Origin of the sequence: Streptomyces sp. RGM 3693, assembly GCF_050471125.1 — a bacterium.
Lineage (GTDB): Bacteria > Actinomycetota > Actinomycetes > Streptomycetales > Streptomycetaceae > Streptomyces.
In genome coordinates, this window is the sequence record NZ_JBMPPQ010000002.1 from 912,401 (window position 1) to 925,622 (window position 13,222).

The window sequence follows — 13,222 nt, forward strand, 5'->3', positions numbered from 1 at the left end:
TCCACAGTCGTACGCATCCGCCCCCGGCGGGAGCGGCGCACGCTGAGGGGAGGCGCGTCGTGGACGAGTACGCGGGGAGAGTGCTCGCCGAGCGCTACCGCCTGCCGGCGCGGCCGGTCGCCGACGGTTCCGGCGCCGCGGCGGACGAGTTCGACGCCCCCGCCGCCGACCGGTGTGCCGAGACCCGGGCCTTCGACACCTACAGCGGGCAGGAAGTGCTGATCCGTCAGGTGCCGCTGCCGGAGGTGGTGGACGCCGAGGTGATGGCGGGCGACGCCGGTGGAGCGTACGGGTATCCGGCGGACGGGCGTGCGGAGGATGGTTTCGGCAGTGGTGGCCGGGTGGCGGGCCACGGCCGGCGGGCCACGGTGGGTGCCGAGCGCGATCCCCAGGACCCGGTCGTCCGGCGCGCCCTCCAGGCCGTGACGGCCGCCGCCCAACTCCCCGATCACCCGCTGCTCGACCAGGTCTTCGACGTCTTCGCGCAGGACGGCAGCCTCTGGATCGTCGGGGAGCTGCTCCCCGCCCGCCCGCTGTCCGCACTGCTCGCCGGGCGGACGCTGAGCCCGCACCGCGCCGCGGAGATCGCCGCCGATCTGCTGACCGCCCTGCGCGCCCTGCACGCGCACGGCTGGCTCCACCGGAACATCACCGCCCGGACGGTCCTGGTCTGTGACGACGGCCGGGCCGTGCTGACCGGTTTGGCGGCCGGCGCGGCGCAGGAGGCGCTGTGCGGGTACGACCCGGTGCCGAGGGCGCCGGCCGAGGAGGTGTCGCTGGTCAAGGCGGCCTCGGGGCGCGGGGCCGGCGAGGCCGGGGCCGGGGACGCCGGGGCCGTGGGCGGCGCCGATGCCGGTGGTGCGGCCGGCGCGGGCCTGACCGGGCTCGCCGCCGAGCGGGCCCGGCAGGCGCGGTTCCAGGTGGTCGGCGCGGTGACCGAGCGCTGGGCGCCGGAGCAGGCCGGGCCGACGGACCGGGCCGGGGCGCCGCTGGGGCCGGCCGTGGATCTGTGGGCGGTGGGCGCCCTGCTGTTCCGCGCGGTGCAGGGGTGTCCGCCGTTCCCCGAGGAGAGCGCCGTCGAGCTGGCGCGGCTGGTGGGGGCGCAGGCGCCCGCCGAGGCCGTGGCGGGCGGGGTGCTGCGGCCCGTCATCGAGGCGCTGCTGTGCCCGGATCCGGCCGGGCGGCCGGGGGCCGAGGAGCTGCGCGGCCGGCTGCGGGGGCTGGTGCGGAGGGCACCGGAGCCGGAGTTGGGCCGCCGGACGGTGTCCCTGCCCGCGTGGGAGGGGCCCGCCGATCCGCGTCGGCTGCCGATCCTCCGGCGCCGGGGCGAGCTGGTCCGCCAGCGGAGACCGAGGAAGCTGCGGGCGGGCCCGTCCCGGTCCGCCGGGCGGCCGGCGGTGCCCCGCTCGGCCAAGGCCCCCCGGTCTGCGGGGCGTTCGTCGGGTGGTGCGCCGGCGCCGGTGGAGCTGCCGGGCCAGGTCGGGGTCGGTCCCGTACCGCAGCGGCGCCCCGGGCGGGGGCCGCGGAGCCTGGGTCGGGTGCTGCTCACCGCGATCTTGCTGCTGATGGTGGCCGGGATCGCCTGCGCCGTGCTGTTCCTGCCGAAGTCCGGGGCGGATGCGGCGGGCGGTCCGTCCGGCGCGGACCTCTCCGGCACCTCGGGCGTGGGGCCCGGCAGCAGCCCCGCCCCCTCGCCGGGTGGGGGCGACGACGGCAAGGGCGCCGGCCGCCCGCCGGGCACCGGCGCGCCGCAGACCACCGCCCCCGGCGATCTCGCCCCTGGTTTCGTGCTGCGCACCGATCCCCTGGGGTTCCAGATCGCGGTGCGCAAGGGCTGGCAGCGCCGCGCCGATGCGGACCGCAGCCAGGTGCGCTACACGGGCGGCGGCTACGAGCTGTTGGTGGTGCCGGGCCGGGATGCCACCGCGCAGTTCGGCGCCGACCCGATGGCGTATCAGCAGGACAAGGAGCCCGAGTTGGCGCCGTTCCGGGACGCCGGCTGGTCGTCGGTCTCCGGGCTGCGGCGGATCGACGTCGGACAGACGGCGATGGCCGAGGGGACCTTCACCTGGAAGGACGGCGGCGGCCGTCAGCTCTACGCCCGCAACCTCGCGATGATCGACAAGGGGCGCTACCACCTCGTCCTGGTCATCGGCCCGGACGGCGGCCGCGCCGAGGTGGACCGGCTGTACGCCCAGGCGAGCAGCGCCTACCGCCCCAAGCAGCCCTGACGCAGGGGCTGTTGCGGGCCGTCACGGCGTGCTCAGTTCGCGTTCCAGTGGGGTGCGGAAGCGCGGGGTGACGCGGACGTCGCCGAGCCAGGCCGTCAGCCGGGCCGCCTCCGCCGCGACCGCTTCGGCGGCGGCGCTGCCGCCCTCGTCGGACAGCAGGTGCCGGACGATCTCGCCGTCGGGGCGCTGCGCCCAGCTGCCGATGATCCGGCCGTTCCACCACACCGTCGGCCCGACGTTGCCGCTGCGGTCGAAGAGTCGGGGCGTCATGGCCGGGTCGAGGTACCAGTCGCGGGCCTTCCAGCCCATCGCGGTCGGGTCGAGGCCGGGCAGCAGGGCGGCCCACGGTGCGGGCGTCGGGACGGGGTCGAGGTCGTCGGGCAGCGCGACCCCGGTGCTGGCGCCGCCGTCGCCGTCCAGGGTGACCTCGACGGCGCCGACGGCGGCCAGTGCGTGCCGGGTGTCGGTGCGCGTCCAGCCGGTCCACCACGTGAGGTCCTCGACGGTCGCCGGGCCGTAGGCGGCGAGCCAGCGGCGGGCGAGCGCGGCGCGCGCCTCGGGGGCCGGCGGTGCCGCCAGGTCGACGAGCGCGGTGCCGGGTGCCCAGCGGAAGGTGCTGCTGGTCCAGCCGCCGCGCGGCCGGCTGCGGCGGATGCTGCCCTCGGCGGCCAGCGTCCGCAGCAGTCGGCTGGCGACCGCGACGGTGGCCTCGTAGGGCTTGCCGGGAGAGTTCACGATGGTGGCGCGCAGTTCGGGCACCTCGGCGGAGAGGTCCGCGGCGGTCGCCTCGCCGCGGGCGGCCAGTGCGGCCAGCGTCCGGTCCGTCACCTCCGCCAGTCGCCGTTCGTCCCATCCCAGTCCCTCCCGGACCCACTTGACCAGGCCCCGCCGCTCCTTGGCGGCGATGGCCCGGGCGGTGGAGGACGCGATGACCGGTGCCAGTTCCGCGTCGACCGCGAAGAGGGTGCGCCGCATGCACAGCATCCGCACCAGCGACCGGTCCTCGTACAGCGCCCGCTCGACCTCCTTGGGGTCCGGTACGGCCAGTCGGGCGCAGGCCGCCAGGTGGACGGTGGCCGGGTCGCTGGCGTGCAGGGCGACGACCGCGTCGGCGGTCTCTTCGGCGGTGGCCGCCCGGCAGTCGGGGGCGAGCAGATGCCGCCGGCCGAGCCGGGCGCGGCGCTGGGCGGCGTCGATCCGGGGCCGGGTGCGGGGCGAGGGGTGGCTCATGGCGCCCGACCATAGTGGGCATCTAGGACGCGTTCGGTCCGCTACGAGTGGGCCCCGAACCGCTCCCGTAGTTCCTGCTTGAGCACCTTGCGCAGGGTGGCCCCGCGCGGCAGGGCGGGCAGCACCTCCAGTCGTTCCGGCAGTTTGTGCCGGGCGAGTCCTTGGGCGAGCAGCCGCGAGGTGACCGCGGTGAGCGTCAACGCAGGGGCTCCCGGCGGCTGTTCGACCACGGCGCAGACCAGTTCTCCGCGCTCGGGGTCCGGTAGCCCGATGACCGCGGCGTCCGCGATGTCCGGATGGCGGTAGAGGAGGTCCTCGATCTCCCGGGCGGAGATGTTCTCGCCCTTGCGGATGATGATGTCCTTGAGGCGGCCGGTGATGACGAGGTGCCCGGTGGGGGTGAGGTGCCCGAGGTCGCCGGTGCGCAGGAAGCCGTCGGCGGTGAAGGGGGCACCTGCGGTGTCCCCGGGGTGCGGGGGAGGGCCCGGTTCGTCCAGATAGCCGCGGCAGACGGCCGGGCCGCGCAGCAGGATCTCCCCGCTCTCCGGCGCGATCCGGATCTCCATCCCGGCGGGCGGCCGGCCGTCGGTGGTGGCCAGCAGCTCGGCGCTGTCGTGCGGGTCGCCCATGGTGACCATCGGGGCCTCGGTGAGGGCGTAGCCGTGGGTGATTTGGCAGCCCAACTCGGCCACCACCTCGTGGTACAGCGCGGGCGGTTTGGGGGCGCCGCCGCCGGCGAGGAGGCGCAGTGCCGGCAGCAGTCGTCGCCCCGGCGGCAGGGCGCGCTGGGCGGTGAGGAAGAGGGTGTAGAAGGCGGTGGAGCCGCCGGCCACGGTGACCCGGTGGCGGCGGTAGGGGGCGAGTGCGGCGGGCAGCGCGAAGTGCTCCACGAGGACGGCCGGGATGCCGTGGGTGAGCAGCATGACGGTGTAGTCGGGCCCGGCGACGTGGGCGTACGGGAAGGCCATCGAGCCGACGTCGTCGGGGCCCAGGCGCAGTGCCGCGGCCAGGCAGGCGCCGGCGGTGCGCAGACTGCGGTCGGTGTGCAGCACGCCGCGGGGGGCGGCGGTGGTGCCGGAGGTCCAGTAGATCCAGCGGGGTGCGTCGGGGTCGGTGGGCGGCGGGGGCAGGGTGGCCGGGTCGCCGTCGGGCAGGGGGGCGTACGCGTCGATGACGGTCGGCGGCGCGGGCAGCTCGGCGGCCAGGCGGTGCGCCCTCGCGGTGTGGTCGGTGTCGCGGTGCCGGCCGGGCCCACCGGGGACCATGAAGAAGGCGGCGCGGGTGCGGCGCAGCACCTGGCCCAGCTCGTGTGCGCGGTAGAGCGGCAGGACCGGGCTCTGTACCGCGCCGAGCCGGGCCAGGGCCAGGCTGACCAGCACCGTTTCGATCCGGGTGGGCAGTTGCCAGACCACCTTGCTGCCGGGTCGGACGCCGCGTGCGGCCAGTCCGGCGGCGACCCGTTCGGCGCGTTCGCGCAGCCCGCCGAAGGTGATCCGGCGCTCGTCCCGGGCGGATTCCGCGCCCTGGATGAGGGCGGTGGCGTCCGGTGTGCGGGCGGCGCGCCAGGTGACCAGGTCCCACAGGGTGCTGCCGGTCATGCGGGCCTCCCGCCCCGTTGCTGACGATGCGTCAGATCGAGGTCCGAGGGTAAGGGCCGATGCCTTGTCGGTCCAGGGGCTCGGGGCTAGCCTAGATTCAAATCTGACGCACCATCAGTTAATCGGGTGCGAGGCGACCGACAGGGGCGAGGGGAAACGATGGCGAACCCGACCGGGCCACCGCGCGGCACCAACGCCGACGACCATGCGGGCGCGCCCGCCGACCGCCGCGGGACCCGGCGCCCGACGACGCACCGGGACCGCTAGTGGACCTCACCTTCACCGAGGAGGAGGAAGCCTTCCGGGCCCGGCTGCGGACCTGGCTCGCCGAGGTACTGCCGAAGCTGCCACCAAAGCCCGCCGCCACCGACTGGCCCGGCCGGCGGGCGTACGACGCGGCCTGGCAGCGGATGCTGTACGACGCCGGGTACGCCGGTCTGCACTGGCCCGCCGACGCCGGCGGCCGGGGCGCCACCCCCACCCAGCACCTGATCTTCCTGGAGGAGACCGAGAAGGCCGGCGCGCCCTACGTCGGTGCCAACTTCGTCGGGCTGCTGCACGCCGGCCCCACCATCGCCGCCGAAGGCGCCGCCGCGCAGCGCGCCCGCTGGCTGCCGCCGATCCTGCGCGGCGACGAGATCTGGTGCCAGGGCTTCAGCGAACCGGACGCCGGCTCCGACCTGGCCGCGCTGCGCACCCGGGCGGTCCGGGACGGCGACGCCTACGTGGTGACCGGCGCCAAGATCTGGACCTCGCACGCCGAGGTCGCCGACTGGTGCGAACTGCTCGTCCGCACCGACCCGGAGGCCCCCCGACACCGCGGCATCAGCTGGCTGGCGATGCCGATGGACGCCCCCGGGGTGACCGTGCGACCGCTGCGCACACTGGCCGGCTCCACGGAGTTCGCCGAGATGTTCCTCGACGAGGTCCGGATCCCGGTCGGCAACCGCATCGGCGCCGAGCACGACGGCTGGCGGGTGACGATGGTGACGCTCTCCTTCGAACGCGGCACCGCCTTCGTCGGCGAGGTGGTGGCCTGCCGCCGGGTGCTCGCCGAACTGGCCGGCGCCGCCCGCGCCAACGGCCGCTGGGACGACGCCGCGCTCCGCCGCCGACTGGGCCGGCTGAACGCCGAATTCGCCGCGCTGTGGCGGCTGACCCAGTGGAACGTCAGTGAGGCGCAGCACACCGGCGGCGTCCCCGGCACCGGCGGCTCGGTCTTCAAACTGCGCTACTCGCACGCCCGCCAGGAGCTCTACGACGCGGCGGCCGAGGTGCTCGGCGGACAGGCGCTGGACGCGACGCACCCCTGGGTCGCCGACCGGCTCTCGGCCCTCTCGTACACCATCGCCGCGGGCACCTCGCAGATCCAGCGGAACATCGTCGCCGAGCGGATCCTCGGCCTGCCGAAGGGACGGTGAGCGGTCCGGTGGACTTCCAACTCGGCCCGGATCAAAGGGCGTTGCGGGCCGGCACCCGAGAGCTGCTGACCGGCCGCTTCGACCGGGACCGGCTGCGCACGGCCGTCGACGACCCGGCGCTGGACCGCGCGCTGTGGCGGGAGCTGGCCGACGCCGGGTTCTTCGCGCTGCGGCTCCCGGAGGCGGCGGGCGGCGTCGGGCTGGGGCTGCCGGAGGCCGTCCTGGTCTTCGAGGAGGCCGGCCGGGCGCTGCTGCCGGGCCCGCTGGTGGCCGGACAGCTGCTGGCCGGGGCGGTGGAAGGGGTGGCGACCGGCGAACGGGTCGTCGCCCTGTGTGACGACTCGACCGACCCGGTGCTGTGGGAACACCCGGCCGACTGCGACGAGTTGATCTTCCTGGAGGGGGATGCGCCGGGGCATGCGGGCCGAGCGCACCGGAGTGCGCCCGGCGAGGTCACCCGCGCCCCCTTCACGTCGGTCGACCCCCTCACCCCGCTCGCCCGCGTCACCGACCACCCGCGCACCGCCCCCTGCGACGGCCTGGACGTGCCCCGGCTGCGCCGCGAGGCGGCCCTGCTGACCGCCGCCCAGCAGCTGGGCAGCGCGGCGCGGACGGTGGAGATGGCGGTCGCCCACGCCCGGCAGCGCACCCAGTTCGGCGCGCCGATCGGCTCCTTCCAGGCGGTCAAGCACCTGTGCGCCGGGATGCTGGTCCGCGCCGAGCTGGCCCGTGCCGCGGTCTACGCGGCGGCGGTGACCGGGGACGCCCTCGACATCACGGGCGCCAAGCTGCTGGCGGACGAGGCCGCGGTGGACAACGCCCGGGACTGCCTCCAGGTGCACGGCGGTATGGGCTTCACCTGGGAGGCAGATGTTCATCTGCACCTGAAACGGGCCTGGCTGCGGGCCGAGACGTGGGGTGGCGCGCGGGAGGCGACGGAGCGACTGGCGGTCGCGCTGGTGGGGTGAGGGGGTGCGCCGGCGCTCGTCGAAGATCACGGAGCGTCGCGAGCGCGCCGCCGATGTCAGACTCTGGCAGCCGGTGTGCGAAATGTCGGGCAGCTCACACATAAGCGGTCACGGAGGGTCGATATCGGGTTGTGTCCTAGGCGTGACTCGTCACACGCGGGAGTCGGCGGTGTGCTCGGGTACGCTCCGTGGGGTGCGAGTGGTTCTGTGGCGCAATGGTCACGGTGCCGTCGGAAGGACGGCTCCGGGGTACCGACTGCACGCCGCTCGCCTTGGGCAGGGCCCCGATGACCCCCCATGTTCGACTCCCCGCGCTGTGCGTCGCACAGTATGCCGCACGCATACTCCCTTGCGCTGGAATATGCCCGAAGCGGTTGTTGCGGTGACTGAACGTCAACCATGCTGTGCTTCGCCGGAGTCACGCACCGTGACTCCGTGGAGGCGCGAGGCGATGTTTCCGCCGGTTCGGATGGTGTGAGCGGTGCAGGTGCTTCAGGTGCAGTTGGAAGTGCGGCCCGACCCCGCGGAAGTGGGGCGGGCCCGGCGGTGGGCCCGGTCGAGGCTCGCAGGGTCGGGTATAGGGGCGGACGAGCCGCTCGCCGAGACGCTGATCCTGCTGATCTCCGAGCTGGTCACCAATGCGGTGGTGCACACCGGCTCGTCGGCCCGGCTCTGTATGTGCTTCTCGGGCACCGGCGCCGTGGTGGGCACCGTGCGGGTCGAGGTGGTGGACGCCAGCGCCCGGCCGCCGCGCCCCCGGCACGCGGACGGTGACGACACCAACGGCCGGGGCCTGGAACTCGTCGACGGCCTCGCGGACCGCTGGGGCTGGCAGCCGGAGGGGGCCGGCAAGCGGATCTGGTGCGAAGTGGACCGCGGGCAGTCGCTGCTGATGACGGCCGGTGCGGATCTGGGGGCGTATGACCCTGCCTGCGCCGCGACAAATCGGGCGTAAGTCGCTGAATCGGTTCGCCTGGCGCGGAATTAGTCCAGACCAGGTGTTGACGTGGCGTGCCCTGGTGATCACGCTTGGGGAAGCGATGCGCCGTGAGGGGACGGCAAGGTCGCGTCGGGTCGCTGGCCCGCGGCCTTGGCGAGTGCGGATCGCGTTCCGGAGCCGGGTGGCGGTCCGCGGTGCCGTGCTCGGGGCGCGCAGCGCGCGCCGCCACCCGGCCGGCCCGGAGTCGACGGCTCATCGGGGGCGCCGCCCCGGACCTCACAACACCGCCACCGGCGCGACCGGACTGCCGGTTCCGCCGACGAACGGCTCCGCCATCGCGGACAACAGGAAGGCGTAGCGGCCCTCCTGTGCGCAGGCCGCCGACAGCTCCTCCAGGTTCCAGTTCTGGCCCTGGAGCATGCCCATCTCGACCAGGTGCAGGGCGTGCACCGGCAACCACAGGCCCTCGACCTCCGGCGGGAAGATCTCGAAGGTCAGGGTGTCGTTGGCGACGGCGGCGATCCCGCGGGCGTGGAACCACTCCGGGGTGCGCAGCGAGAGCCCGGGCGACGGGAACGCGTACGCCTCCCGATCGCCGGCCAGGTAGTGCTGGAGGTGCCCGGTCCGGATCAGGACGACGTCACCGGAGCGGACCGTGGTCCCGGCCAACTCCTCGGCGGCGTCCAGGTCCTCCGGCGTGACCGCGTGCCCGCCCGGCAGCCGCTCGGTGTCGTGCGCCCGGGCCACGTCGAGCAGTACGCCGCGGGAGGTGATCGGGCTGGCCTTCTCGATGCCCAGCGCGGTGGCGCCGCGGTGCGCGGTGATGGCGTCGGCGGGCCGGTCGTTGTAGAGCCGCCCAGAGTGCGAGACGTGGGTCAGGCCGTCCCAGTGGGTGGCGGCCTGGAGGCCCATGGTGACGGTGTCGTCGGAGGTGGCGACCGTGCCCGGGCCGAAGATCTCGTGGTTGATGGCGACCATGGTGTGCAGCGGGTTGACCCGCCCCGGGATCATGCCGGTCTGGACGCCGTCCTGTTGGAGCGGTAGCGCGAGGGGGATACGGCGGCCGCTGCGGACGGTCGCTGCGGCGGCGCGCACCACCTCCGGGGTGATCAGGTTCAGGGTGCCGATCTCGTCGTCCGGGCCCCAGCGTCCCCAGTTGTTCACGCGCCGGGCGATGTCGTGGAACTCCTGCGGCAGGGGCATGGGCGCTCCTTGGTGTCGGGTGGGGGCGGTCCGGTTCCGGGGGCGCGGGCGGGGTGCGGGCGGTGGGGTGGCCGGTGCCGTCGTGGCTTGCCCTGCCCTCTTGCGTCCCGGGCTTGTGTCCGGGGTCTTGTGCTCGTACCGCGTCTGCTCAAAAATCTAACGGTCCGTCAGAAACCGTGGGAAGGGGCGCGGCATGGGGAACTTCTTGGCCGGCAAGGTGGTCGCCGTCACGGGGGCCGGCCGCGGCATCGGGCGGGCCGTCGCCCTGGTGGCCGCCGCCGAGGGCGCGAAGGTGGTGGTCAACGACTACGGCGTCGCCATCGAGGGTGGCGCGCCCAGCAGCGAGGTGGCCGAGGCGGTGGTCAAGGAGATCGAGGCGGCGGGTGGCACGGCCACGGCCGTCGCCGACGACGTCTCCACGATGGCCGGCGGCCAGCGGATCGTGGACACCGCGCTGGCCGAGTACGGCCGGCTCGACGGCGTGGTGTGCGTGGCCGGCATCCTGCGCGAACGGATGCTCTTCAACATGTCCGAGGAGGAGTGGGACCCGGTCGTCGCCACGCACCTCAAGGGCACCTTCACGGTGTTCCGGGCCGCCGCGGCGGTGATGCGCAAGCAGAAGTCCGGCACGCTGATCGGCTTCACCAGCGGCAACCACCAGGGCAGCGTCGCCCAGGCCAACTACGCCTCGGCGAAGGGCGGCATCATCTCGCTGGTGCGCAGCGCGGCGCTCGGCTTGCACAAGTACGGGGTGACGGCGAACGCGGTGGCGCCGGTCGCCCGGACGCGGATGTCGGCGAACGTGCCGATGGAGCTGAAGGAGATCGGGGAACCGGAGGACGTGGCGGCGTTCGTCGTCTACCTGCTGAGCGAACGGGCGCGGGCCGACGGGGTCACCGGCCAGGTGTACACCGTGGCGGGGCCGAAGATCGCGGTGTGGGCCCAGCCGAGGGAGCTGCGCTCCGTGTACGCCGACGGGGGTGGGTGGACGCCGGAGCGGGTCGCCGAAGTGGTGGCGGGGTCGGTCGGCGTCGACCCCATGCCGATGCTGGCGCAGCTGGAGGAGATGGCGCGGGCGGCGGGGGCCGGCGAGCGGCCGAATTCTTAGCCGTACGTTGTCGGCTTTCCCGCCGTGGGGGTTGTTGCTGTTGCGCCTGCGGCGCGGTTCCGCTGCGCGGGGCTGTTGGGTGCGGTGACGGGCCGGAGGGGTCGGTGTGCCGGACTGCTTCGCTTTACGTCCGGCACACCGACCCCTCCGGCCCGTCCCCTCCCGTGGGTGGGTGGGAGAAGACGGTGGGTGAGGGCTGTGTGAGCGGGAGGGTTCAGGTGGATTTCGGGTTCGGGAGTGAAGACGAGGCGTTTCGGGGGGAAGTGCGGGCCTGGCTGGAGGCTCATCTCGTCGGGGAGTTCGCCTCGTTGGGGGCGGGGGGTGGGCCCGGTAGTGAGCATGTGGGGGTGGAGGTTCGGCGGGGCTGGGAGCGGGAGTTGGGGCGCGGGGGGTGGATCGGGCTGGGGTGGGACCGGGCGCACGGGGGGTACGGGAACCGGGCCGGGTCGCTGACGCAGCAGGTGGTGTGGGCGGAGGAGTACGCGCGGGCCGGGGCGCCGGGCCGGGTGGGGCACATCGGGGAGAACCTGCTGGCGCCGACCCTGATCGCGTACGGGGACGAGACGCAGCGGAAGCGGTTCCTGCCGGCCGTGGCGCGGGGGGAGGAGCTGTGGTGCCAGGGCTACAGCGAGCCGGAGGCGGGGTCGGACCTGGCGGGGCTGCGTACGGTGGCGGTCCGGGACGGGGCCGGGTACCGGATCAGCGGGCAGAAGGTGTGGACCTCGTTGGCCGCGGAGGCCGACTGGTGCTTCGTCCTGGCGCGGACGGACCCGGGGGAGCGGCGGCACCGGGGGCTGTCGTTCCTGTTGGTGCCGATGGACCAGCCCGGCCGGATCGAGGTGCGGCCGATCCGGCAGATGTCGGGGACCGCGGAGTTCAACGAGGTGTTCTTCGACGGGGCGGTGGCGCGCGCCGACCACGTGGTGGGCGGCGAGGGCGCCGGCTGGCGGGTGGCGATGGGGCTGCTGGCCCTGGAACGCGGGGTGTCGACGCTCGTCCAGCAGATCGGGTTCGCACGGGAGTTGGCGGACGTGGTTGCCGCGGCGGTGCGCGGCGGGGCGGTGCGTGATCCCGTACTGCGTGAGCAACTCGTGTGCCAATGGGCGGAGTTGAGGGTCATGCGGTGGAACGCGTTGCGGACCCTGGGGGTGGCGGGCGATGCGGGGGCGCCGAGCGTGGCGAAGCTGCTGTGGGGTGGGTGGCACCGGCGGTTGGGGGAGCTGGCGATGCGGGTGCGGGGCGCCGTCGCTGCCGTGGGGCCCGGCGAGTGGTCCGCTGCGACGCCGTACGAACTCGATGCGTGGCAAAGGCTGTTCCTGTTCACCCGGGCCGACACGATCTACGGCGGCTCGGACGAGATCCAGCGCAACATCATCGCCGAGCGGGTGCTCGGCCTGCCCAGAGTGGAGCGGGGATGAAAGGCGTCATATTCGACGGTGAGCAGGTCCGGGTCGTGGACGATCTGGAGGTGCGGGATCCGGGGCCGGGCGAGGTGCTGGTGGGGATCCGGGCGGCCGGGTTGTGCCACAGCGACCTCTCGGTGATCGACGGGACGATTCCGTTTCCGGTGCCGGTGGTGTTGGGGCACGAGGGCGCGGGGGTGGTCGAGGCCGTAGGGGCGGGCGTGGACCATGTGGTGCCCGGTGACCATGTGGCGCTGTCGACGCTGGCGAACTGCGGGGCGTGCGCGGAGTGCGACCGGGGGCGGCCGACGATGTGCCGCAAGGCGATCGGGATGCCCGGCACGCCGTTCCGGCGGGGCGGCGCGGAGCTGTACAACTTCGCGTCGAACTCGGCGTTCGCGGAGCGGACGGTCGTCAAGGCGGTGCAGGCGGTGAAGATCCCGAAGGAGATCCCGCTGACGTCGGCCGCGCTGATCGGGTGCGGGGTGCTGACCGGTGTGGGCGCGGTACTGAACCGGGCGCGGGTGGACCGCGGGGACTCGGTGGTGGTGATCGGCGCCGGCGGCATCGGCCTCAATGTGCTCCAGGGCGCGCGGATCGCGGGCGCCTCGGTGATCGTGGCGGTGGACGCCAATGCCGAGAAGGAGGCGGCGGCGCGGCAGTTCGGGGCGACGCACTTCGTCGACGCGTCGGCCGTGCCGGACGGCGTCAGGGCGGTGAAGGAAATCCTGCCGACCGGCGCCGACCACACCTTCGAGTGCGTGGGCAGCACGCGGCTGATCCGGCAGGCGATCGACCTGCTGGACCGGCACGGGCAGGCGGTGCTGCTGGGCGTCCCGCCGGCCACCGCCGAGGCGTCCTTCCTGGTCTCCTCCATGTACCTGGACAAGTCCATCCTCGGCTGCCGCTACGGCTCCGCCCGCCCACAACGGGACATCGCCCTCTACGCCCGGCTGTACCGCGAAGGGCGGCTGCTGCTGGACGAGTTGGTGACCGCGACGTACGGGGTGACGGACTTCGCCAAGGCGGCGGACGACGCGCATCACGGGCGGGTGGCGCGGGCGGTGCTGGTCTTCGGAGGGGGAGCGGGCTAGGGCCGGGGGCGGCGCGGGACGTTGGG

General features: G+C 74.4%; 10 protein-coding genes. 7 read left to right on the forward strand and 3 right to left on the reverse strand.

Annotated elements, in window-relative coordinates:
- The first annotated feature begins 59 nt into the window (after positions 1-59).
- Positions 60-2,231: a protein kinase gene (locus tag ACO0M4_RS21480; RefSeq protein WP_430372439.1), complete on the forward strand. Its 2,172-nt coding sequence runs from the start codon at positions 60-62 to the stop codon at positions 2,229-2,231.
- Between the two features lie 21 nt (positions 2,232-2,252).
- Here the strand turns inward: ACO0M4_RS21480 and ACO0M4_RS21485 are convergent, their stop codons facing one another.
- Entirely contained in the window at positions 2,253-3,461 is a 1,209-nt protein-coding gene (locus tag ACO0M4_RS21485) for a winged helix DNA-binding domain-containing protein (protein WP_430372441.1), read from the reverse strand.
- A 41-nt stretch (positions 3,462-3,502) separates the two neighbouring features.
- Positions 3,503-5,059 carry a class I adenylate-forming enzyme family protein gene (locus ACO0M4_RS21490; RefSeq protein ID WP_430372442.1) on the reverse strand — a complete coding sequence of 519 codons (1,557 nt, stop codon included), beginning with the start codon at positions 5,057-5,059 and terminating at the stop codon, positions 3,503-3,505.
- Positions 5,060-5,325: 266 nt separating this feature from the next.
- Here ACO0M4_RS21490 and ACO0M4_RS21495 point away from each other — a divergent pair, with 266 nt between their 5' ends.
- From ACO0M4_RS21495 to ACO0M4_RS21505, 3 genes are all read left to right on the forward strand, one after another.
- A complete protein-coding gene (locus ACO0M4_RS21495; RefSeq protein WP_430372443.1) occupies positions 5,326-6,480 on the forward strand; it encodes an acyl-CoA dehydrogenase family protein in 1,155 nt (384 codons plus the stop codon).
- An 8-nt stretch (positions 6,481-6,488) separates the two neighbouring features.
- Complete coding sequence (locus ACO0M4_RS21500; protein ID WP_430373882.1) at positions 6,489-7,448, forward strand: acyl-CoA dehydrogenase family protein; 960 nt, start codon at positions 6,489-6,491, stop codon at positions 7,446-7,448.
- 481 nt (positions 7,449-7,929) lie between these two features.
- A complete protein-coding gene (locus ACO0M4_RS21505) occupies positions 7,930-8,403 on the forward strand; it encodes an ATP-binding protein (RefSeq protein ID WP_430372444.1) in 474 nt (157 codons plus the stop codon).
- Between the two features lie 261 nt (positions 8,404-8,664).
- Here ACO0M4_RS21505 and ACO0M4_RS21510 read toward each other — a convergent pair whose 3' ends face one another.
- Positions 8,665-9,591: a cyclase family protein gene (locus tag ACO0M4_RS21510; protein WP_430372445.1), complete on the reverse strand. Its 927-nt coding sequence runs from the start codon at positions 9,589-9,591 to the stop codon at positions 8,665-8,667.
- 193 nt (positions 9,592-9,784) lie between these two features.
- On the opposite strand from ACO0M4_RS21510, the gene ACO0M4_RS21515 reads away from it, so the two are divergent.
- The 3 genes from ACO0M4_RS21515 (at position 9,785) to ACO0M4_RS21525 (ending at position 13,196) form a co-directional block, all read left to right on the forward strand.
- A complete protein-coding gene (locus tag ACO0M4_RS21515) occupies positions 9,785-10,699 on the forward strand; it encodes an SDR family NAD(P)-dependent oxidoreductase (protein WP_430372446.1) in 915 nt (304 codons plus the stop codon).
- A 218-nt stretch (positions 10,700-10,917) separates the two neighbouring features.
- Entirely contained in the window at positions 10,918-12,117 is a 1,200-nt protein-coding gene (locus ACO0M4_RS21520) for an acyl-CoA dehydrogenase family protein (protein WP_430372447.1), read from the forward strand.
- A complete protein-coding gene (locus ACO0M4_RS21525) occupies positions 12,114-13,196 on the forward strand; it encodes a Zn-dependent alcohol dehydrogenase (RefSeq protein WP_430372448.1) in 1,083 nt (360 codons plus the stop codon). Before ACO0M4_RS21520 ends, ACO0M4_RS21525 begins: the two co-directional genes overlap by 4 nt.
- Positions 13,197-13,222: the final 26 nt, after the last annotated feature.